General features: G+C 62.4%; 20 protein-coding genes. 10 read left to right on the forward strand and 10 right to left on the reverse strand.

Features of this window, described 5'->3' with window-relative positions; genetic code table 11:
• Positions 1-2: 2 nt before the first annotated feature.
• From AB843_RS05780 to AB843_RS05815, 8 genes are all read right to left on the reverse strand, one after another.
• Complete coding sequence (locus AB843_RS05780) at positions 3-1,760, reverse strand: SMP-30/gluconolactonase/LRE family protein (protein WP_082143673.1); 1,758 nt, start codon at positions 1,758-1,760, stop codon at positions 3-5.
• Positions 1,688-2,680 carry an NAD-dependent epimerase/dehydratase family protein gene (locus AB843_RS05785; protein WP_048645871.1) on the reverse strand — a complete coding sequence of 331 codons (993 nt, stop codon included), beginning with the start codon at positions 2,678-2,680 and terminating at the stop codon, positions 1,688-1,690. The genes AB843_RS05780 and AB843_RS05785 overlap by 73 nt, the downstream gene beginning before the upstream one ends.
• Positions 2,677-3,780: an ABC transporter ATP-binding protein gene (locus tag AB843_RS05790; RefSeq protein WP_048645872.1), complete on the reverse strand. Its 1,104-nt coding sequence runs from the start codon at positions 3,778-3,780 to the stop codon at positions 2,677-2,679. Before AB843_RS05790 ends, AB843_RS05785 begins: the two co-directional genes overlap by 4 nt.
• Before the next feature lie 3 nt (positions 3,781-3,783).
• Positions 3,784-4,614, reverse strand: coding sequence for a carbohydrate ABC transporter permease (locus tag AB843_RS05795; RefSeq protein ID WP_048645873.1), 831 nt, complete (start codon positions 4,612-4,614; stop codon positions 3,784-3,786).
• 13 nt (positions 4,615-4,627) lie between these two features.
• Positions 4,628-5,533: a carbohydrate ABC transporter permease gene (locus AB843_RS05800; RefSeq protein WP_048645874.1), complete on the reverse strand. Its 906-nt coding sequence runs from the start codon at positions 5,531-5,533 to the stop codon at positions 4,628-4,630.
• A 76-nt stretch (positions 5,534-5,609) separates the two neighbouring features.
• Positions 5,610-6,881: an ABC transporter substrate-binding protein gene (locus AB843_RS05805; protein WP_048645875.1), complete on the reverse strand. Its 1,272-nt coding sequence runs from the start codon at positions 6,879-6,881 to the stop codon at positions 5,610-5,612.
• Positions 6,882-6,905: 24 nt separating this feature from the next.
• Positions 6,906-8,075 (reverse strand): mandelate racemase/muconate lactonizing enzyme family protein, encoded by a 1,170-nt coding sequence (locus AB843_RS05810; RefSeq protein ID WP_048645876.1) that lies wholly within the window; start codon positions 8,073-8,075, stop codon positions 6,906-6,908.
• Entirely contained in the window at positions 8,072-9,007 is a 936-nt protein-coding gene (locus tag AB843_RS05815) for a dihydrodipicolinate synthase family protein (RefSeq protein WP_048645877.1), read from the reverse strand. Before AB843_RS05815 ends, AB843_RS05810 begins: the two co-directional genes overlap by 4 nt.
• 112 nt (positions 9,008-9,119) lie before the next feature.
• Here AB843_RS05815 and AB843_RS05820 point away from each other — a divergent pair, with 112 nt between their 5' ends.
• Together AB843_RS05820 and AB843_RS05825 are read left to right on the forward strand one after the other, a co-directional pair.
• Entirely contained in the window at positions 9,120-10,073 is a 954-nt protein-coding gene (locus AB843_RS05820; RefSeq protein WP_048645878.1) for a 2-dehydro-3-deoxygalactonokinase, read from the forward strand.
• Positions 10,063-10,689 (forward strand): 2-dehydro-3-deoxy-6-phosphogalactonate aldolase, encoded by a 627-nt coding sequence (locus tag AB843_RS05825; protein WP_087587044.1) that lies wholly within the window; start codon positions 10,063-10,065, stop codon positions 10,687-10,689. The genes AB843_RS05820 and AB843_RS05825 overlap by 11 nt, the downstream gene beginning before the upstream one ends.
• A gap of 246 nt (positions 10,690-10,935) precedes the next feature.
• Here AB843_RS05825 and AB843_RS05830 read toward each other — a convergent pair whose 3' ends face one another.
• Positions 10,936-11,235 (reverse strand): ArsR/SmtB family transcription factor, encoded by a 300-nt coding sequence (locus tag AB843_RS05830; RefSeq protein WP_048645879.1) that lies wholly within the window; start codon positions 11,233-11,235, stop codon positions 10,936-10,938.
• Positions 11,236-11,440: 205 nt separating this feature from the next.
• On the opposite strand from AB843_RS05830, the gene AB843_RS25485 reads away from it, so the two are divergent.
• The 7 genes from AB843_RS25485 (at position 11,441) to AB843_RS05860 (ending at position 19,852) form a co-directional block, all read left to right on the forward strand.
• A complete protein-coding gene (locus tag AB843_RS25485; protein WP_206412807.1) occupies positions 11,441-11,608 on the forward strand; it encodes a hypothetical protein in 168 nt (55 codons plus the stop codon).
• Positions 11,609-11,672: 64 nt separating this feature from the next.
• The gene (locus AB843_RS05835) at positions 11,673-11,876 is read left to right on the forward strand and encodes a YgaP family membrane protein (protein WP_048645880.1); all 204 of its coding nucleotides are present in this window, start codon (positions 11,673-11,675) and stop codon (positions 11,874-11,876) included.
• Between the two features lie 53 nt (positions 11,877-11,929).
• Complete coding sequence (locus AB843_RS05840) at positions 11,930-12,931, forward strand: efflux RND transporter periplasmic adaptor subunit (RefSeq protein ID WP_053086102.1); 1,002 nt, start codon at positions 11,930-11,932, stop codon at positions 12,929-12,931.
• A complete protein-coding gene (locus AB843_RS05845; protein WP_048645882.1) occupies positions 12,928-16,203 on the forward strand; it encodes an efflux RND transporter permease subunit in 3,276 nt (1,091 codons plus the stop codon). Before AB843_RS05840 ends, AB843_RS05845 begins: the two co-directional genes overlap by 4 nt.
• A gap of 725 nt (positions 16,204-16,928) precedes the next feature.
• Positions 16,929-17,876 carry a tripartite tricarboxylate transporter substrate binding protein gene (locus tag AB843_RS05850; RefSeq protein WP_082143675.1) on the forward strand — a complete coding sequence of 316 codons (948 nt, stop codon included), beginning with the start codon at positions 16,929-16,931 and terminating at the stop codon, positions 17,874-17,876.
• 1 nt (position 17,877) lies between these two features.
• The gene (locus AB843_RS05855; RefSeq protein ID WP_048645884.1) at positions 17,878-18,339 is read left to right on the forward strand and encodes a hypothetical protein; all 462 of its coding nucleotides are present in this window, start codon (positions 17,878-17,880) and stop codon (positions 18,337-18,339) included.
• Between the two features lies 1 nt (position 18,340).
• Complete coding sequence (locus AB843_RS05860; protein WP_048645885.1) at positions 18,341-19,852, forward strand: tripartite tricarboxylate transporter permease; 1,512 nt, start codon at positions 18,341-18,343, stop codon at positions 19,850-19,852.
• Between the two features lie 42 nt (positions 19,853-19,894).
• Here AB843_RS05860 and AB843_RS05865 read toward each other — a convergent pair whose 3' ends face one another.
• Positions 19,895-20,806, reverse strand: coding sequence for a LysR family transcriptional regulator (locus AB843_RS05865; RefSeq protein ID WP_048645886.1), 912 nt, complete (start codon positions 20,804-20,806; stop codon positions 19,895-19,897).
• Positions 20,807-20,956: 150 nt separating this feature from the next.
• Between AB843_RS05865 and AB843_RS05870 the strand changes: the two genes are divergently transcribed.
• On the forward strand, positions 20,957-21,733 hold the full coding sequence (locus tag AB843_RS05870) for a LamB/YcsF family protein (RefSeq protein ID WP_048645887.1): 777 nt from the start codon (positions 20,957-20,959) through the stop codon (positions 21,731-21,733).
• Positions 21,734-21,890 lie beyond the last annotated feature (157 nt).

The raw sequence follows: 21,890 nt of genomic DNA on the forward strand, positions 1-21,890 counted from the left end.
TTTTATCCACGCTGGAAAAGTTTGACCGGTGCGCCCGCAACGCCCGGCTTGCAGGCGAAAAGCCCGCCCGAAAGGGGGGCTTCCGAAAGACTCGAAGCGGGCAGGCGCGTGCGCGCACTGGTGATGAACAGGGTGGAAAGGTCCGCGCCGCCGAACGCGACGCTGGTAGGGCGTGGCACGGGCAGGTCTATCGTTCGATCGAGTTTCCCGTCGGGCTCGTATCGATTCACCCGCCAGCCGTCCCAGATTGCGCACCAGAGGCCGCCCTCCGCATCCACCGCGATTCCATCCGGCCGACCCTCGGCTTCAGGGATTTGAGCAAAGACGCGGCGGTTCGAGATTGTGCCGCTCGCGGGCTCGCTGTCATAAGCGTAGATAAGGCCTGGCACTGTATCAACGAAGTAGAGTGTATTCCCCGTCGGGCTCCACGCGATGCCATTTGATACGGTGATACCGCTCTCCTTGCGGGTGATCGTTGCGTCGGTCTCCACTCTGTACAGCGCACCGCTTGGCCGGCTGGCATCGATGCGCATTGAACCAATCCAGATCGCGCCATCGGGGCCGATTTTGGCGTCGTTCAGGCGGTTGTCGCGTAGACCTGCCTCGGGATTCGCAAAGAGCGTCATGTCCCCGGTTGCGAAGTCCAGCCATTCGATGCCGTCCTGTGAGGCGACGAGCAGCCTTCCATCCTCGGCTGGGATGACAGCGCTGATCAACTTGCCCGTATCGCACGCCTCGTTGCGTCCACTCCGGGGGTCGAACCGATATACGGCCGGATGGAGGATATCCACCCAGTAAAGGAGATGGCGGGCATCATCCCAGACAGGGGCCTCGCCGAGTTGGGCGCCCCAGGGCAGGATGCAACTGAGGTTGGCCTGAGGCCGCCCCTGCGATGCGCGGGGCCGTGGCCGCGATGTAATTGCGACGGCCCCTGCCGAGCCGGTGATGCGCCTGGCGGCGGCGATCAATTCACGCCCGGCCGGATGAACGCTCGTCGCATCCAGGCGGGAGGCGGGCCCCAGCGCCACCAGCGCGCCGATCGGCGTGCCGTCCCTTCCAAGAATTGGCGCTGACACGGAATTCACCCCCGTCAGGTGTTCTTCGTAGGACACCGAATAGCCACGCGCGCGCGTCAGTGTCAGGTCGGCCTGCAGCGCGTCGCTTGTCACGATGGTTTGCCGGGTGAAAGGGTCGAGCTTCAGCCGTTCCATGATGGCGCGGCCCAGAGCAGGATCCTGGTAGGCAAGGAGCACCTTGCCCGCGGCGGTGCAATGCAACGGCGCCCGCCGGCCCACATCGACCCGCACGGCGAGGCCGTCCCCGGAGCGTTCCTCCAGATACTGGACCATGTCGCCGTCTAGCCGGCAAAGCGCCACCGTCTCGCCGATCTCGGCGGACAAACGATCAAGTTCGGGGAAGGCAGCCGCCACCAGGTCGAACGTATCCCACACGCGATGTGATAATTCCAGAAAGCGGCGGCCCAGCACGTAGGTGCCTTTCGCCTCGTCCTGCCGCACGAGCCCGAACGCGACGAGCGTGCGAAGAATTCGGGCGAATGTAGGCTTGGGCAAACCCGATGCCTTGTGGAGGTCGGCAAAGCGCATGGGATCGGCTGCGTCTGCGACGATATCGAGAAGCGTCAATCCCTTGGACAGCGCGGCCGTGCCGGCAGGCGCGACCGCCGGCGTTACGCCCGCGTCTTCGCGAGGCGTGCGCGCCTGACCTGTACGGCTTCTTCCACCATCCGATCTATTGTCCATTGCGGCTCAAATCCCAAAAGTCGCCGAATCTTGTCGTTCGACGTATGATACCAGACCCCGGCACCCGGCAGATCGACCTCGACAACCGGCAGCCCGGTGTTTTCCGCCATGGAGCGAACCAGAGAACCGAGATCCACCGGATCGGTTGCGCCGAGATTGAAGACCTGCCCGGAGGCGCCTTCGCTTCTCAGCGCAAGGACGACGCCTTCCACCATATCCCGGGTGTCGGTGATGTGCATGCGGAACGGGCGTCCCTCTTCGTTGCGCGCTGCAACATGTGCCGGCTGCCCCGGATCCTTCGCGCGCAGCAGATCGGCCACCGCCTGGTTTCCGAAAGCCTCCTGCTGCCGTATACGGGGCCGGAGGAAGAAGCGCGGGCCGGAAAAGGAACTTTCCTCGTCGAGCAGTTCGCTTGCATCCTGCGTATGGGAAAAACGCAGGATGACAGTTTCCATGCGGCCAGCGCGTTGATGGAAACGCACGAGTTCCTCGCCGAGCAGCTTGGTCAATCCATAAGGCGAGTTGGGGACCAGCGGATGTTCCTCCGTAACCGGAAGAAACTGCGGCTGGTTCTCCGGATAGACCTCTCCGGAACTGGCGAAGACGAAGCGCCTGATGCCGCCATGCGCGGCCGCATCGAGCAGGATACGGGTTCCCTCAACATTGGCCGAAAACATGCGTGCCCTGTCGGCGGGCGCCCATGACATGAAGGCTCCGAGATGCAGGACACAAGTCACGCCTTCCATCGCGGTTTCCACTGCCTGAGGGTCGCTCAGCGCGCCGGTGACCTCGGTGAAGTTCGCATGCGCGCGGCCCGAGGGACGCAGATCCAGTCCACGAACGCCTTCTCCTTCTTCGAGAAGGCGCGAGACTACGGCTGAGCCAACGCGACCGGAAGAGCCGGTGACCAGAACGCTCATTTGCCGATCGCCTTCCCGGTTTCCGCGTCGAAAAGATAGAGTTCTGCCGGATCGAAGGAAAGGGTGACTTCCTCACCGGCATCAAGGCGGCCGCTGTGATCCACGCGAGCGATCATGCTCTTCGTTGTTTCGTCTTCCGCGTGGTCGCGCATACGCTTCTGGCCCCCGGAATCGAAATAGATGTATTTTTCGGATCCCAGACTCTCGACCAGCGTCGGGTTCACCTTGAAAGACACGGGTCCGGCCCCGAGCGCCAGATGCTCCGGGCGCAGGCCGGCGATCACATTGCCGGGCGGCGGCCGTACTCCGTGTAGTGGCACATCCTGCCCGAAGATGCGTGTGTGCGGGGTGTTTCCGCCAACGACTTCCGAGGTCATGAAGTTCATGCCCGGCGAGCCAATGAACCCGGCGACGAAGAGATTGTCGGGCTTCTGGAAGAGTGTGTCAGGCGGCGCGATCTGCTGGATTTCGCCGTCCCGCATGATCACCACGCGCTGCGCCATGGTCATCGCCTCGATCTGATCATGGGTGACGTAGACGGTGGTGACGCCGATGCGGCGGTGAAGTGCCCCGATCTCGGCGCGCATGTGGACACGCAGCTTGGCATCGAGATTGGAGAGTGGCTCGTCCATCAGGAAGGCCTGAGGCTGGCGGACGATCGCTCGACCGAGCGCGACGCGCTGGCGTTGGCCGCCGGACAGTTCCTTCGGCCGTCGATCGAGGTAGTTCGTAACTTCGAGGATCCGGGCGGCGTCATCGATCCGCCGGTCCATTTCCGCTTTCGCGGTACCACGCATTTTCAGCCCGAAGCCGATGTTCTGGCGAACCGTGAGATGCGGATAAAGCGCATAGTTCTGGAAAACCATGGCGATGTCGCGATCGCCGGGTGCAAGGTCCGTTACGTCCCTGTCGCCGATCATGATCGACCCGCCCGAAGCAGGCTCGAGGCCGGCGAGGATCTTCAGCATCGTCGATTTGCCGCAGCCGGACGGGCCGACGAGAACGACAAACTCGCCATCCTCGATCTCCAGCGAAAAGGGCTTCAGGACGTTCAGCGCGCCGTAATTCTTGTGCACGTTGCGAATGGAAATCTTGGCCATGCTTTATTTCTCCGCGCCTGCGGTCAGCCCACCGACCAGATAGCGTTCAAGAATGAGGTAGATGATGATGACGGGCACGGCCACGAACACGGCTGCCGCCGATATTTCGTTCCAGTCGGTGACGTATTCGCCCTTCATGGTGGTGATGCCGAGATTGGCCGTCCAATTCTGGGGCGCGTTCACGAGGAACGTGCGTGCGTAGGCGTAATCGGCCCAGGAGAGGACAAAGGCATACAGGGCGGTCGCCGAAAGACCAGGCGTGGCTATGGGAAGCACGACGCGCACCATCGCGCCCAGTGGCGAGCAGCCGTCGACCATCGCCGCTTGCTCCAGTTCCCGTGGAATGGTGTCGAAATAGCCCTTCAGCATCCAGGTCGCGAATGGAATGATAAGCGTGGAATGCGCGATGATGAGCGTCCACATGCTGCCGATCATGCCGAGATTGCGGAACACCGCAAACAGCGGAATGACGAGAAGTGTCGCCGGGAGCATTTTCGCCGTCAGAATGAACAGACCCAGCGAATGCCCTCCGCGCAGCCGGTATCGCGAAAGCGCGTAGCCCGCGAACACCGAAACGACCATGGAAAGCGCGGCCGATCCAAGCGCGGCGATCATGGAATTGAGCAGCCAAGCCGGGATCGGTCGCTCTTCCCATACGCGAGAGAAAATTTCCCACTGCGGTGCGGATGGCCAGAAGCTCGGTGGCAGGGCGGAAAGCTCTGCCGAGGTTGAGATGGCGGTGATGAAGAGCCAGTAGATCGGGAAAAGGATCAGGCCGAGGGTCAGGATCACGGTGAGATAGAGCATGAGGCTCTGGCTGAACGTACGTGTCATCGGATCGCTCTCCTCAATAGATCGCTTTGGTGCCGCGACCGAGCATGAAGATGCTGGCCACGACACTGATGACGAGCGTCAGCACGCCCACTGCTGACGCATAGCCGAAATTATGGAGTCCGAAGGCTTGGTCGTAGGTCATGATCGACAGCGTCTGGGTTGTTTTCAGCGGGCCGCCCTCGGTGAGAACCTTGATGATGGAGAAGTCACGGAAAACCCAGAGGATCACCAGCACGAGCGTGACCCCCAGAACAGGCATCAGCAAGGGCAAGGTTATCCATCGGAAGCGCTGGAGGGCGCTTGCGCCGTCCACTTTGGCCGCGTTGTAAAAGTCGGCCGGGATCGACTGGAGGCCAGCCAGGACCATGATCGAGACGAAGGGAAAGCCCTTCCATACCATTGTGAGCGCCACTGCCCAGAAGGCCGCAGCGGGGCTCGAAGTCCACGGGATCATGGTGTCGCTGAGGCCGGTGACGACGAACAGCCAGCTCATCAGGCCAAAGGACGAATCAAAGATCCAGGCGAATATCACGACGGCGATGACTTCCGGCACCGCCCATGGCAAGGCCATGCCCAGGCGTGCCAGCGTACGGCCGCGAAAGCGGTTGTTGACCAGAAGCGCGGTCGACATTCCCACAAAAAGGCTTCCGATCGTAACGACCGTCACGAGCTTGAGGGTAACCCAGCAAGCCATCCAGAATTCCGATGACGCGAAGAGCCGCTGGTAATTGGCCAGCGTGAACGCGCCTCGCGTGCCCATTCTCGGGATGCGGACTTGCTGGAAGGAAAGGTCGATCGCGATGGCGAGAGGATAGACGATGATGAAGCCGACAAGCAGCACGGCCGGCGCCAGCAGGATGTAGCCGAGCAGATGCTGGCGGCTCGGACGCGCCAGGTCAAACATTTTTGCGTTGGGCATGGATCAGCGCCTTCAGAAAGGACGTTCGGGAAAGGCGGCCGCCCCGCGACGGGGCGGCCGCCAATTCTGACGTTGCTCAGTTCGCAAGCGCTTCGGCCTGGGCCTGCATCGTCTTGACGACATCAGCCGGGTCGAGGTCCTGGATGAGCATGCGCTGGGTTTCTTCCTGAATCATCTTGCTGAACTCGTTGTAGTTCAACTCCAGCCCCGCAGGGATACGATCGATCCCTCCATCGGAAGCAGCCTGCATGGTTTTGACGAGGAGCGGGAAGTGGGGGATGGTCTCTTCCACGCCGCTGATGTCAGCCTTGGGGCTCGGGGGCGTGTTTCCGCCCACCGTCGCATAGGTGCGTTGAAATTCAGGAGACATTGTCAGCTTGATGAACTCCCAGACAAGTTCCTTTTCTTCATCCGTGATTTCGCTCGGGATTGCGAGAACGTTCGACGAGCCGCCGAGCGGCACGGTGAATGGCGGCGCTGCGACGACCGTGTCCGCCGACGCGGCCCCGTCCTGCATCGTCCCGTAAAGCCAGGGGCCGTCGAGTTTGAGCGCAATGCGACCATCGGCAAACAGCCGGCGTACATCTCCGGCAGACATGTCCACGGGGGTCAGGCCTTCCGAGATTATCGTTTTCCAGCGCGTTAGGCCCTCGACCATCTCCGGTGTGTCGATGGTGACCTTTCCGTCCTTGTCGGTCCAGTAAGCGCCGGCGTCGATGATGTAGCTCAGCATCTCGGTCAGATACTGGCCCGCTCCGCCGCGCGTCTCGTGTCCGGTGCCGAACTGGTCGGGAATTCCGTCCGCGTTCAGGTCTTTGGTGGTTGCGCGCGCCGCAGCCAGGAATTCTTCATAGGTGGTTGGCACTTCGATGCCTTCGGCCTCCAGGATAGCCTTGTTGTAGGCCATGATGAAGCCGAAGTAGCTCATCATGATGCAGACGGTCTGACCGTTCCACTGGCAGACCGATTGTCCGGCCCAACCCGTCATGTCGAGGCCGTCGCGCTTGATCCAGGGATCGAGATCCTCCAGCCAGCCGGTGTCGGCGAAGGACTGGAATTCGAAAGAGGCGAGATGGACGATGTGAGGCGGTTGGCCGCCGGCAAACAGGGTCGTCATCGTGTCGGCATATGCGCCACGCTCGACCTTCGTGAATTCGATCGTCACGCCCTCATGCGCTTCCTCGAACGCCTTGATGGCGGATTTCCACCATTCGCCGTTCCCCGCATCATCGACCTGCCACGAGATGAATTTCAGCGTGGTCTGCGCCAGCGCAGGTGTCAGCGCCGAAGTGGACAGCAGTGCGGCGACAGCAAGCGAAACCAGGCTCTTGCGTAATAGGCCAGTCATATCGTTCTCCTCCCAGATCTACAGTCAAATTGGCTGAAGCAGTTCCAGTGCTTCCTCGGATGGCTCGACTCCCAACCCCGGCGCTGTCGGGAGGCGGTACATGCCCTCCCGGCAATCCATGTCGCCGACAAGCAGCCGGCGATTCGGTTCGAAGATCGAGTGTTGAAACTCGTGGCCGGCAAGCGTCGGCAATGCCGAAGATGCATGAAGGCTGGCCGCGAGAAAGATGCCCGCGCCGATCGTCGCGTGCGGGATGACGTCGATCTCATGCTCGGCCGCCAGCGCGCCGATGCGGGTAAAATTGGTAATGCCCTTGTGGCCCATCTCGGGCTGGACGATCGAGATGTTGCAACGGTCTATCCGCTGACGCATGTCCCATACGGTTCGCCATTCCTCGCCTACCGCGATGGGGACGGCAGTGGCTGTCGATACCGTTTCGAGCGCCGCTATGTCTTCGGTGCGCACCGGCGCCTCGGCAAACCAGAGACCGTGCGGCTCCATCGCGGCGATCAAGGCGAGCGCTTCTTCCGCAGTCTGGTTCCAGTGCATATCGGCAGCGATCCGCGCTTGCGGTCCCAGGGCGGAGCGCAGGTTCTGCAGCTCTGCTGCAGGCCCTTCGTCTGCAACGGGGGTCGCAAACTTGAACGCGTCGAAGCCGCGATCCTGCCATCGCCTTGCCAGGTCTGCGCGCTTGTCCATGGTGGGCTCGGGGAGTCCGGATACATAAGCGCCAATCGTCTCCCGGCTTACTCCATCCAGCAGGGAAGACACGGGTTCACCGGCTTGTCTGCCGGCGATGTCCCATAGCGCGATGTCGATCGCCGCAAGCGCATCCACGTAGAATCCGCCCGTATAGCCGCGCACGCGCATCAGGTCGTAAAGATCGTCATAGATCGCCGAGGGATTGTCGACTTCCCGGCCGACGACGAAACCTGACAGGAGGTCGTTGATGATGGCGCCGACGGCGCCTGGCGCGACGATGCCGTAGGTTTCACCCCAGCCGACCGTGCCGCCGCGCGTTTTGACGCGCACGAGAACGCTGCGGTCGAAGGTGGGATAGACGGTGCGGTTGCCCTTGCGCACGATATAGCCTTGGGCATTCGCCCTTTCGCCCGGCCGCAGCGCGCCAAGATAGGGGGTGTCGCGCGGAAGCGTCAGCGTGAAGACTTCGACGCTTTCAACCGGCCCGCTCATGCCACCTCTCTCTTCACGCCCGACCGGACGCCGAGCTTGCGCAGGTTCGCGTCGATGTCCTCCAGGGCATAGCCGTCGATCACCGGGGTTGGCGCGCGTACATGGACATCCGTGAGAACGCCACGCCGCATGAGCACATGCTTGGTCAGACGCATGCGATAAACGGCTTGCAGGGTAAGGAGCGGCAATGTGCGCACATAGATCGCGCGGGCGGTCTCCAGGTCACCGCGCCGCCAAGCCGCATCGAGGCTGACGTGCTCGTCGGCAAGTTCGAGAGCGGGCATCGCCGCACAGGCGCCACGGGCGTATTCGTCGAGAATGTAACGGGCGCCGCCTCCACCGATCACGCCCTTCAAAGTGGCGGGTGAGTTGGCAAGGATATGGCTGATCGCGGGGCCTGCCGGCAGCGTCTCCTCCTTGACATAGGTTATCTGCGGGACGGCCGAGACGATGTCGACCATCGCTTCGGGGGCCAGGTCCGAGCCACGCGGCGCAGGCGCGTTCTGCAGGATGATTTCCATGTTCGGCAGGGCGCCGGCGACCTCCGCGAGGAAGGCTGCAACCGCGCCGGCATCAACGCCGGCCGATTTCGGCGGCTGGACCATCAGGTGCTTCACACCCAGCGCGCCGGCGACCCTGCCATGTTCAGCCACTTCCTTCGGGGAGGCAGCACTTGCGCCGGCGATGACCGGTACGCGACCGGCCGCTTCGTGCACGACGATTTCCAGAAGCGTTGCCCGCTCAGCCTGCGACAGGCTCTCGACCTCGCTTGCGAAGCCGGGAAAGACCAGGCCCTGCACGCCCGCTTCGCAGGCGAACTGCACAATCCGACGCATGGCTTCCAGGTCAATTTCGGCTTCCAGGTCATTTTCGCCATTGACGCGGAAGGGGGTTGGAAGGACGGGCAAAATACCGCTCAGCACGCTTGACATCAGATTGGTCCAATATATGACACTAATAACTCACTAGTTGACACTACAGTGCGCGGTTGCTTATGACAAGCCCAGAACCAAGTTTGTCGCAACGGGAAGTGGAGCCTCTGGAATGACCGCTCAAAATGGCGAGGCGCGTTGTATAGTCGTTGACTGGGGGACGACTTCTTTCCGAGCGTTCCTGACCGACGATGACGGTGCCATTCTCGACAGTGGCGAAACGGCGGATGGGATCGGAAAGATCGGCCGGGAGGATTTCGAGCCGCTACTGATGCGCAATCTCGAAGCCTGGCTTCGCAAATGGTCAGCGCTTCCGGTCGTGTGCCTCGGAATGATCACCAGCCGAAGCGGCTGGATCGAGCTGCCCTACGTGCCGTGCCCCGCTGATCTCGATGCCCTGGCGCAAGGTGCGCATCAGACCAGCCTTCCAAATGGCTCGCCGCTTGTTTTCCTCACCGGCCTGACCGATCGAGCGAGGTGGCCGTACCCGGATGTCATGCGTGGCGAGGAAACCCAGATTGCGGGCTTCGGGCTTGAGCGCGATGCAACCGTCGTGCTGCCCGGCACCCATAGCAAATGGGCTCGGGTCAAGGACGGGCGGATCACGGGTTTTCAGACATTCGTGACGGGCGAGATCTTCGCTCTTTTGTCGCAGCATTCCTTCATCGCCCGCTCAGCCGGACAGCCGTCGTCCGCCCCGGTATGGGACGCGTTCGAACGTGGGCTCTCCTTTGCGGCAGACGAACGCCTGGATGCGGGTGCATTCTTGTCGATGATCTTCTCGGCGCGAACCGGCATGCTGGCAGGGCAACTCGCACCGCCGGAAATCACCGATTACGTGTCGGGGCTCGTGATCGGTTGCGAGTTTCGCCAGGCGCGGGAGCAAGGCTGGTTCGACCCGGGCACGGCAATCGGCATCGTCGGCAATGACGGTCTCAATGAACGCTATAAGCGTGCAGCCGACGCGTTCGGCCTCAGGGTGATCGATGGCGGCGAAGAGGCTGCAATCCGGGGTGCGCTGGCGATACTCAATGCGGTGCAAGGGGCGTCGGTCCATGCTGCGTGAGATGCTGGATGCGTGCCCGCTGATCGCAATCCTGCGTGGTCTTGCTCCGTCTGAGGCGATCGCGACCGGCCGCGTTCTGGTCGAAGAGGGGATCAGGATCATCGAGGTTCCGCTGAACTCGCCGGAACCCTTCAACAGCATCAGGTTGCTTGCGGAGACGTTTGGCGACGACGCGCTGATCGGCGCAGGCACGGTGCTGCGCCCAGACCAATGCGTGGCGCTCGCCTCAACTGGCGCACGGCTGATGGTCGCGCCGAATTTCGACGCCCGCACGGTTCAAGCCGCACAAGCGTTGAATCTGTTTACGGTGCCTGGCGTCGGTACTGTGTCTGAGGCCTTCGCCGCGATCGAAGCGGGTGCCGACGCGCTGAAGCTCTTTCCGGCTGAGACGCTCGGGCCGGTCGGTCTGAAGGCGTGGCGCGCTGTCTTGCCACCGGAAGTCCGTCTTCTGCCAGTCGGCGGCGTCACACCAGGTTGGTTGGAAGCCTGGCATCGCGCTGGAGCCGGCGGCTTCGGCGTCGGCTCGGCGCTCTATCGTCCCGGCATCGAGCTCGACGAACTGAGAAGCCGGGCGAAGGCTTTCGTCGGCAAGGCGCAGGAACTTGGGCGGAAATAATATCCCGTGGCCAGGCTCCCGGCCATTCGACGCGATCACCGGGCGATATGGCGCCGGTATCCGAAACGGTCGCTTCGAACGCGAAGATCGCACAGGGCGCTGTCACGTTATCTGAGCCTGGAAACGGAAGGCTGAGAAGGTCGGGACGAAGGGGTGCAGGCTCCCTGGCGAACGGACGCCCCGCATCAGCACCTCCTCGAATGAAGTTGCCGTGACAATGCATCGCGCGCCAATGGCGGGACAACGTCACTCCGGGCTGCAGAACGCCTTGTGGAGCGCTTCCACGACCGTGAGCACTTCGGGCCGGGCGATCCTGTAGTAGACGGTCGTGCCCACACGCCGCGAGACGACCAAGCCGTCCGATCTCAGTCGCATCAACTGCTGCGACATCGGAACCTGATCTATGCCGAGTTCACCACGCAACTGACCAACTGATTTTTCCTCACTGCCAAGTGCGCAGAGCGCCAGCAAACGCTGGGGGTGCGACAGGCTCCGCATCAGGTCGGCTGCCTCCTGAGAGGCGGGGATCAATTTCTCTACATTCATACTATTGAATTTATAATCCTTGAATGTTAAATGCAAGCGTAAGGCGCCCGGCGATGGAAGGTCGCGCTCGGCCTGGAATATAGGCGAGCAGAAACGATCTGTCCTCGCGCCATTTCCAGCGGGTTTGCGCCGGATCAATGTGTCCTGGGACGTCGGAGGCTACTCAGAACTTTGGAAACAGGTGGCGAAGGTGGAGCCCGGCCGGATGTATGTGGAGATGGTCAATGTGGCTGGCGAGACCGCGGCGAAGCATGGGCTTGCCTTCGCGTTCTCCATGATGCTGCCCGGCTTTCGGGGCGTACCGGCGGTTTACGGCATCCACGGTCACGGCCACGGCGGAGAACATCGCCGCCCTGCACATGCCGGGTATTGAGAAACTGAAGGAAATCGAACTCGAACCGGGCGAATGACGCCCGCTTCGATATTGGAGAAGAACAATGACAATCGATCGTGCTGTGATGATGTTTGCCGGCGCCCTCGTGCTCGTCTCGCTGGCTTTGGGCTTCTACGTCTCGCCTTACTGGTATCTGCTGACGGCTTTCGTCGGGCTCAACCTGATGCAAGCCTCGATCACCGGCTTCTGTCCGGCGGCCATGGCTTTCAGGAAGCTCGGCTGCAAGCCGGGCGCGGCGTTCAGGTAGACCCTGCGGTGGGTCGACGGTGTCCCAAAACCTTGTTTGTGCGAAGGCTCGCCATGGCACGTTTTAGTCCCTTTCCCCTCGCCATACTCGCGCTGCTTGCCGGCGGTGGGATGGTCACGGCAGGCGAATTCACCGTCAACACGATGCGCGTGCCAGAGATGAAGGCGGTCTTTGGCCAGGTGCAGAGCCGGACGGTTGTTCCGGCGCGGACACGAACGGGTGGCACCATCCGCGCGGTCAATGTCACCGAAGGAAGCGAGGTGGAGGTGGGGCAGGCCATCGCCACGGTCGTGGACGAGAAGATCGCGCTGGAGCTCGACGCCGCCGAGGCAAGAATTCTGGAGCTTGACTCGCAACTGGCCAATGCCGGAACGGAACTCGAACGCGCGGAACAGCTCTTTGCCCGAGGCGTCGTCTCCCAGGGGCGCGTGGACCAGGCGAAGACGCAGTTCGACGTCGCTACCAACCAGTTGGCGGCCGCCCGCGCCAACAAGTCTGTCATCGAGCAACAGGCGCGCGAAGGCGCGGTGCTGGCGCCGGCCACGGGCCGCGTGCTGACCGTACCGGTGACGCCCGGCTCCGTGGTTCTGCAGGGCGAAGAGATCGCGCGCATCGCCTCCGGCCAGTATTATCTTCGCCTTTCCCTGCCGGAGCGGCACGCCGCCGAGATCACGGAAGGGAGCGCCGTGCTTCTCGGCCAGCGCGGCCTCCGCGGCAGTGCTGCGGCGGAGACGGAGCTGGAAGGCCGCATCGCGAAGGTTTATCCGGAGATTTCGGAAGGCCGCGTGATCGCCGATGTCGAGGTCGCGGACCTTGGCGACTATTTCGTCAACGAGCGCACGCTCGTGTGGATTCCCGTCGGCAGCCGCGATGTCGTCGCCGTGCCGCCCGAGGCGGTGACGACGCGCCACGGCATCGACTATGTCAGCCTGGCGACAGCCGATGGGCCGACGGATATTGCCGTCATCCTGGGCGAGAGCATCGCCGATGCCGCCGGGGAGCGGATCGAAATCCTGAGCGGCCTGCGCGCGGGCGACACGGTGCTCGTCCCATGAAGCTCGGCATTGCCGGCGGGCTCACCCGCGCCTTCATCGCATCGCCGCTCACGCCGCTCTTTCTGCTTGCGGCCTTCGCGCTCGGCCTCGTGGCCCTCATCACCCTCCCGCGCGAGGAGGAGCCGCAGATCTCCGTGCCGATGGTCGACATCCACGTTGCGGCCAATGGCCTGAAGGCGGAGGATGCGGTCAAGCTTGTGACGGAGCCGCTGGAAGCGATCGTCAAGAGCATTGACGGCGTCGAGCACGTCTATTCCCAGACCCGGGACGACGGTGCGCTGGTCACGGCGCGATTCCTGGTCGGCACGAGCGCGGATGCCGCCATCCTGCGCGTGCACGACAAGGTGCGCGCCAACATGGACCGCATTCCGGTCGGCATCCCCGAACCGCTGATCGTCGGCCGCGGCATCGACGATGTGGCCATCGTCGTCGTCACGCTCACGCCGGCCCCGGAGGCGGCGGAGCGCTGGACGGCCAACGGGCTGACGCGCCTTGCGCGCGAATTGCAGGTCGAGGTGGCGAAGCTGCCCGATATCGGCCTCACCTATATCGTCGGCGAGCAGCCGGAAGAAATCCGCATCGAGCCCGATCCCGAAAAGCTGTCGCTCTACGGCATCACGCTGCAGCAGCTTTCCGCCAAGGTGGAGGGCGCCAACCGCTCGTTCCAGGCGGCGACCGTGCGCGAAGGGGGTGGGCAGCGCACGCTGCTTGCCGGCCAGACGCTGCAGACGCAAAGCGAGATCGGCAATCTTCTTGTCACCGCCCGCGACGGCCGGCCCGTCTATGTGCGCGATGTGGCCCAGGTGGTGCTCGCGACCGAGCCCAACGAGAGCCGTGTCACCGAGGTGCGCAAGACCGGGGAGGGCCTCCAGCGCCTGCCTGCCGTCTCGCTGGCGATCGCCAAGCGGCCCGGCACCAACGCCGTCGTCATCGCCGAGACCATCATCCACCGGCTTGAGCAGGTGCGCGGGCAGATCTTCCCAGAAGATGTCGAGATGACGATCACGCGCGACTACGGCGAGACGGCCAACGAAAAGGCGAACGAGCTGCTCTTCCATCTCGGCCTGGCCACCGTCTCCATCGTGCTCCTCGTCGCCTTCGCGATCGGCTGGCGGGAGGCGCTCGTCGTGGCGGTGGTGATCCCCACGACGATCCTGCTCACGCTCTTCGCGTCGCGCGTCATGGGCTATACGCTCAACCGGGTGAGCCTGTTCGCGCTCATCTTCTCGATCGGCATCCTCGTCGACGACGCCATCGTGGTGATCGAGAACATCGCCCGCCACTGGGCCATGAAGGACGACCGCCCGCGCGCCCGAGCGGCGATCGAGGCCGTCGCCGAGGTCGGCAATCCGACCATCGTTGCGACGCTGACGGTGGTCGCGGCCCTTCTGCCCATGCTGTTCGTGTCGGGTATGATGGGGCCGTATATGAGCCCGATCCCGGCGAACGCCTCCGCCGCGATGCTGTTCTCCTTCTTCGTCGCGGTCATGCTGACGCCCTGGCTGATGCTGAAGTTCGCCGGAAAGGAAGGGGAGGGCGCTTCCCATGGGCATGGCGACAACCATGGCGGGCGGCTCGGGAAGGCCTATGTGGCGATAGCCCGGCCCATCCTGAAGTCGCGTCTGCGCGCCTGGATCTTCCTGCTCTTGGTCGGCGTTGCCACGCTTGCCTCGCTGGCGCTCATCTACACCAGGGACGTGACCGTCAAGCTGCTTCCCTTCGACAACAAGACGGAACTGCAGGTGGTGGTCGACCTGCCCGAAGGCGCGTCGGTGGAGGATACCGATCGGGCTCTGCAGCAGATCGTCAATCGCCTGGCCTCGGTTCCGGAGGTGGTTTCCTTCCAGAGCTATGCCGGCACGTCTGCCCCGTTCAATTTCAATGGGCTGGTGCGCCACTACTATCTGCGCTCGTCACCGGAGCTGGGAGACGTGCAGGTCAATCTTCTGCCGAAAGGCGAGCGCGAGCGCGCCAGCCACGACATCGCCCTTGATCTGCGAGAGCGCCTGGCGGGGCTTGGCTTGCCGGAGGGGACCGCGATCAAGGTCGTCGAGCCACCGCCGGGGCCGCCGGTGATGGGCACGCTGCTCGCCGAGATCTACGGGCCTGACCCGGAGACCAGGCGTGCCGTCGCAACGAAGGTGCGCGAGACGTTCGAGGGCATTCCCTTCATCGTCGATGTGGACGATTCTTATGGCGTCCGGCACGAGCGGGTGCGGCTCGGCATCGATCAGGACAATCTCGAATACCACCAGGTCGAGCAGGCCGACGTCTATGATGCGATCCGAGCGCTCTACTCAGGCTCCACGGTCGGCTATTCGCATCGCGGCGGCGGGCGGCAGCCGATCCCGATCCGCATTGCCCTGCCCAAAAGCGCCAAGGTGGTGGGCGAGCGGGCTCTTGCCACGCCGGTGCCGGCCAATGCGCTGCCGGGCGGCCGCGGCATTGTCGAGCTCGGCGATGTCGTCACGGTGACGCGGGAGCCTGCCTCTTATCCCATCTTCCGCCGCAACGGCCGTGCGGCCGAGATGGTGACGGCGGAGCTTGCCGGGCAGTTCGAGGCGCCGGTCTACGGGATGATGGCGGTGGCCGATGCCATCGAGGAAGCCGATTGGGGCGCTGTGCCGAAGCCGGTGATTGCGTTCAACGGCCAGCCCGACGACGAGTCGGTTCCGACGCTGCTGTGGGACGGGGAGTGGGAGGTGACCTGGGTCACCTTCCGCGATATGGGCGCGGCCTTCATGGTCGCCATTCTGGGCATCTACATCCTCGTCGTCGCCCAGTTCGGCTCCTTCAAATTGCCCTTGGTCATCCTGACGCCGATCCCGCTCACCTTCATCGGCATCATGCTCGGGCATTGGCTGTTCGGCGCGCCTTTCTCGGCCACCTCGATGATCGGCTTCATCGCACTTGCCGGCATCATCGTGCGCAATTCGATCCTGCTCGTCGACTTCATCCGTCATGCGCGCACGCCCGAGCGGCCGCTGATCGATGTGCTTCTGGAAGCCGGTGCCATCCGCTTCAAGCCGATCCTGCTCACGGCGATCGCGGCCATGATCGGCGCGGCGGTGATCCTCGCCGACCCGATCTTCCAGGGCCTGGCGATCGCGCTGCTCTTCGGCCTCGCCTCGTCGACCGCGCTCACCGTGCTGGTCATCCCGGCGATCTACGTGGCGCTCAGAGGCGAACGCGGAGGCGCACGCGAGCCGGATGAGGGCGCTTACGGGGCCTCGGTGGACCGGAACGAGTTGAAGGGCCTGTTCGCTGACTGAACCGTTGAGCAGGAGCGGCGAGAACCTGGTAACCTGCGATGGATCATAGAATGGTCAATGCGAATGTCGCGTTCGGCCATCATCATTTCTGTATCCCGCTGGCCGGGATCGTGGGTGAGGCGCCAGCCTACGCGCAGCGGAACCACCGATCGATCGAAATGCCGGCCTGAAAACACTGGAAAGCTCCTCCAAAACCGGAAAGCCATCATGCCTCACCATCATGCCTCACCGTGGGTTGCCGCCACATTCGTTCAGGATATTTGGCCCAGCATTGCGGGTGTTGTGCTGGAGCCGAAGCATATCGACTGATTTCCGGTGCGACTTCCGGAAGGTCGTGTAATTTCTTCGTTCCACGGCATCTTATGCGTTGCGCGCATGAGGGAGGCTGGAATAAATGCATTGGACAGTTGAGCTGGCGGATGGTTCAACAATGGAGATGCAAGGCATTAGTCCTTGCGTTCCAGGGCTTTGGCCCATAGCGGAATGGCGAAAAGCCATCCTCTTTCATGGAGCTGGTGGTGCGTTTGCTGACAATCGAAAACGCGAAACCTTGGTGGGAACAACAACAAACTCGACCAGTGCATCTACAGGAGAAACGGTGCATTTGCAGCCCTCGGGTGGGGTGCGGACGTCTCGTGCATACACCAAGCGACAGGGCCGACTGAAAGCCCGACGACCAGTTCTTCGTATTCGATCATTCATGCATAAGAATTCGGAGACAAATCATGAATTTACTTCCCAGAATGCTGTTGGGGCTGGGCGCGCTGACCATTGCCGCCGCAGGTTCGGCGCCTGCCATGGCCGAGTATCCGGAAAAGCCGGTGACGATCATCGTCGGTTTCGGCGCCGGAGGCGGTGTCGATACGGTCAGCCGGGCGGCGGCAAATGCGCTCAGCGAAAAGCTCGGCCAACCCATCACCATCAAAAACCAGCCGGGCGCCGGTGGAGGGCTCGCTGCGACCACTCTCAAGGCGATGCCAGCTGACGGCTACAACATCGTAGCCACGACTTCAACGACACTGACCTTCGATCCGCACACGCAGGATCTCGCCTTCAACGTCGATGATTTCGATTATATCGCGGCCTTCGGCGTGTTTCCTGAGGCGCTGATCTCGTTGCCAAGCCGTGGCTGGAAGACCTTCGCCGACACGGTGGCGGAAGCCAAGTCCAACGGCGCGCCGATGAGCTATGCCTCCACCACATCGGTGGACCGCGTGGTGGTTGGCATGATCGCCAAACAGGAGGGCGTCACACTGAACCCGACGCCGACCAAGGGCGGTGCCGAAGCCGTGGCCCAGACGCTCGGTGGCCATGTCGACTTCGCCTACAGCTCCGGCACCTATTATGCGCAGGCCGAAGCCGGCAATCTGAACGTTCTTGCCGTGTTCGGTGACGAGCGTATCGACGGATTTCCCGAAACGCCGACGCTGCAGGAACTGGGCTACGACATCGCCAGCATGAACATGGTGCTCTTCCTGATCCCCAAGGGCGCGCCTGAAGAGGTCAAGACCAAGCTGACTGAAGCCTTTGCCGAGGCTGCCAAGGACGAGCAATTGCTGGAGACACTGAAACAGAGGAACATGGGATCGTTCGTGCCGGTGGGGGAGGAGATTTCCGCCCTCGTCCACAAGCAGAGCGCCCAGTTCAAAGCTGCTGTCGAAGCAAGCAAGTGACATGAACGGTGATACTCAGGGCAGGCGCGTCTCGCGCCTGCCCCAGTTCCGGAGGGCCCTCGGCGAACTGATCGTCGTCGGCGGCGCGAGCCTGGCCATGATCTTCTGGATCATTCCGGCGCAGACGAGTTCCGGTGGCGAACTCGGTCTTTCGCCGCAACTGGTTCCGACGGTCTGTTCGGCGGCAATCGGTCTTTTGACCCTTTTCCGTTTCATCGCGGCTTTGGTTTCGACACCGGCGCCCGAACCAGGCGACGTCGCACCGCTCCACTATGCTTTCAGCATCATCGTTGCGACCGCCGCCGGCATTGCCGGCATCGCCTTCTGGGGCTGGCCCATCGGCGGAGCCATCCTCTCGCTTCTCGTGCTCCTTGTGCTCGGCGAGCGCAGGCCGCTGATGCTGGCCGCGATGCCTGTTCTGGTCGCGGTGCTTTTGTTCCTGATCCAGAAAACGGGGATCTAGGTTGGAAAACATTCTTCTTGGTGCGAGCGATGCCTTCTCCCTGGCGGCGGTCACTGCCGTATTCGGTGGCATCCTGCTCGGTTACATCGTTGGTGTGGTGCCAGGGTTGAGCCGTCCGGCGGCACTCGCGGTCGCGGTTCCGCTGACCTATTATATGACACCCATCGCGGCCATTGCCTTTCTGGTCGGCGTGACCAAAGCGAGTGCGGCAGGTGGTGCGACCGGTGCCATCATGCTCAATACGCCGGGCGAGCCGAGTTCGGCGGCAACCTGCTATGATGGCTATCCGTTGGCGCGGGCCGGAAAAGCGGCGAAAGCGCTCAAGATTGCGCTTTATTCCTCGGTCTTCGGCGATACGGTCTCGACCTTGGTGCTGATCGCGCTCGCCATGCCACTTGCGTCCTTCGCTTTGAAGATGGGACCCGTGGAAATGACGGCGGTGATGATTTTCGCGCTGACCTTCATCGCAGCGCTATCCGGTACCTCGCTTTCCAAGGGACTGGTCTCGGGAATCTTCGGCATTCTTCTGGCAACAGTCGGGCTCGATCCCGAAAGCGCCACGCCGCGGCTTACTTTCGGCATGATCGAGCTCTTCGACGGAATCCCGCTCGTCTCCGCGACTGTAGGCATGCTGGCCTTCACAGAAATGCTGGTGCAGGCGGAAGCCTATATCAGGGCGCGCAAAAGCGGCGAGGAGATCCAGAGGATGGAGCTTTTGCCGGACGACAATGGTGTTTCGCTGAAAGAGGTCCGCGAGGTGGCGCCGACGGCCGTGCGTTCTACGCTGGTAGGCATTGCCGCCGGCATTATTCCAGGGCTTGGCCCCACCATCGGCGCCTTCCTTTCCTACGTGGTGGCCAAGAAATTCGCCAAGCCCGGCGACCGGTTCGGCGAAGGCGACATCAAGGGTGTGGCGGCGACGGAAGCGGCAGACAACGCTGTCCTGCCGGCCAGCTTCATCCCACTCTTTGCCATCGGATTGCCGGGCAGCGTTTCGGCAGCGATCCTGGTCGCCGCATTCATGATGCATGGCGTGGTGCCTGGACCGCTGATCTTCGAACAGCATCCCCGTCTCATGTACGGCATCTATGTGTCCATGCTGGTGGCAAGCCTTTGTATGCTGATTGTCGGGCGGGTGGGACTTACCTTCTTCGCCCGTATCGGCAGCGTGCCTGCAGTCATCATTATCCCGGTGGTAATTGTCTTCTGCACTCTCGGTTCCTTCCTCGAGCATCACGCGATGTTCTCGGTCTATGCGATGATGGTGCTGGGCGTGGTCGGCTACTTCATGCAGCGCTACGGCTATTCGGTCGTAACGTTCCTGATCGGCTTCGTGATCGGGCCGCTGTTCGAATTGTCGCTCAGGCAATCAATCATCGTCACCAATCATCAGCCGGAAGCGGTGCTGCAGCATCCCATAGCCATCGCTTTCCTGGTGATGGCGGTGGTTGCCGTGATCTTCTTCGTGAAGCCCGCAGGCAAGCTCGCGCAGGCGCAGCGGGCCGGTGGCTGAGCAACATGTGGCGAGGCAACGGAAACTGGCGACCGTTCTCTTTCAAGGGATCGGATTCAGCCCCTTGCCACGAAAATCGGAATGGATTTCCAGAAGATCGACGAAGGCGGGCAGGCTTGCCGGACGATAGCGGTTCGGGTGCCAAAGGGCGAGGACCATGTCGCTGATCGTGCGGCCGTCGGAGACGAGCGCTGCCGAATTGTCGAGGTGGTGAACCTCGCGGGCAGAGGAGGACACCACGGCGATTCCGTGCCCGTCGCGGGCCAGTGAAATCAGTGTGTGCGTGCTGTCGCTTTCCAGCATGATGCGGGGGCGGATGCCGGCCCGGGCGCAGGCGTGATCAAACAGCTGGCGGGTGAGAAAGCCGCGCCTGAGGACGAGAAAGCGGTCTTCTGCCAGCTCCCGCAGATCGATCATGGGTGTGCCCTTGGCGGGATGGCTCTCGGGCAGGACGGCGAACAGCTCGGCCTTGAAAAGTTCGCGGCCGACGAGATTGCAGGTGTTGGTGCGGCTTGCCACAGCCATGTGCACGCCGCCATTCTCGACAAGCTCGACAAGGGCATCGTTGTGCGCCTCGCTGATGACCAGGTTCACGTTTGGATAGAGACGGGCGAATTCCGTCATCACCGGTGATATGAGACCGGAGATCGTCTGCGGGGAAGCGCCGATGCGCAGCAGGCCTACATGGCCGTGCTCCAGCCCATAGGCGCGGTTGATAAGCGCCTGCGCCTGGTCGAGAAGCTGAGCCGAATGCATGAGGAGGTCGTCGCCCTCGGCGGTTAGCACGAGCCTTTTTCCAATGCGCTCGAACAACTTCACACCCAGCTTGCGTTCGAGCGCCTGTATCTGGCGGGAGAGGGCGGGCTGGCTCAGATGAACAACTTTTGCGGCTCCCGAAACACTCAATCGTTCGGCCACGGCGACGAAATTCTGCAACTCCTTGAGTTCGAGCATGATGAGCGTTCCATGACCTCTTTATTGATGCATCCAGAGCATATGAATGCCGATCTTAAATGCATTGGACACAGCAATCAATCGCTGACAGATTGCCGCTGAAAGCTCATTACAGGTAATCGCCAAGCGGTGTCGGGTCGGAGATTCAATATGAAAATCAATATCAACGCCGATATTGGCGAAGGGTTTGGAAAGTTCAGGATGGGCAATGACGAGGAGCTGATGCGCCTCATCGGCTCCGCAAACATTGCTTGCGGCATGCATGCCGGAGACCCCACGATCATGGTGCGGACGGTCGAATTCGCGAAACGCGAAAACGTCTCTATCGGCGCTCATCCGGGCTTCAACGACATCTGGGGTTTCGGGCGTCGCCAGATTCGCATGGATCCCCGCGATCTCGAATACTCCGTGACGTATCAGATCGGCGCCCTGCAGGCACTTGCCGCCTCGCGCGGCGCCCGGGTGACACATGTGAAGCCGCATGGCGCGCTCAACAACATGGCCCATGACGACCCGGATATCGCGCTTGCGATCGGTCGCGGCATCAAAGCTGCGGATTCCGATCTCATATTCGTGGCCAATGTGGGCTCGCAGATGACGCGTGCCGGCGAGAGCCTCGGACTGCGCGTGGCGAACGAATCCTATGTGGACCGCCGCTATGACGACAATGGCAAGATGCTTTCCCGCGAGCTCGACAATTCCGTTATCCGCTCACCGGAGGAGGCCAGCCAGCAAGTGACCCGCATCATCGAGGAAGGCGCCCTTTTCTCGGTCAATGGCAAGCGCATCCCTGCCGAGGTTCACACCTTCTGCATTCATGGAGACGAACCGACCGCCGTGCCGGTGATGAAGGCCGTTCGCGCAAAGTTCGTCGAGCGCGGAATAGACGTGGTGACTATCCCGGAGATGCTGGGCTTGGGCGCTTAACAGGCTGTTGACGAAATGTCGCGTCAGGCCTTGAGGATTGCCTCGCCACCGTTGTGACAGGCGAGTGTGATCCCGATGGGGCCGTCCGTGCAGTTCGGCATGGCCATCGCCCATGACCTCTTCCATCGCGTCGAAGCCGGCCCATGTGAAGAAGACC

This window comes from Nitratireductor soli, from assembly GCF_001050155.1.
GTDB classification, from domain to species: Bacteria; Pseudomonadota; Alphaproteobacteria; order Rhizobiales; family Rhizobiaceae; genus Nitratireductor; species Nitratireductor soli.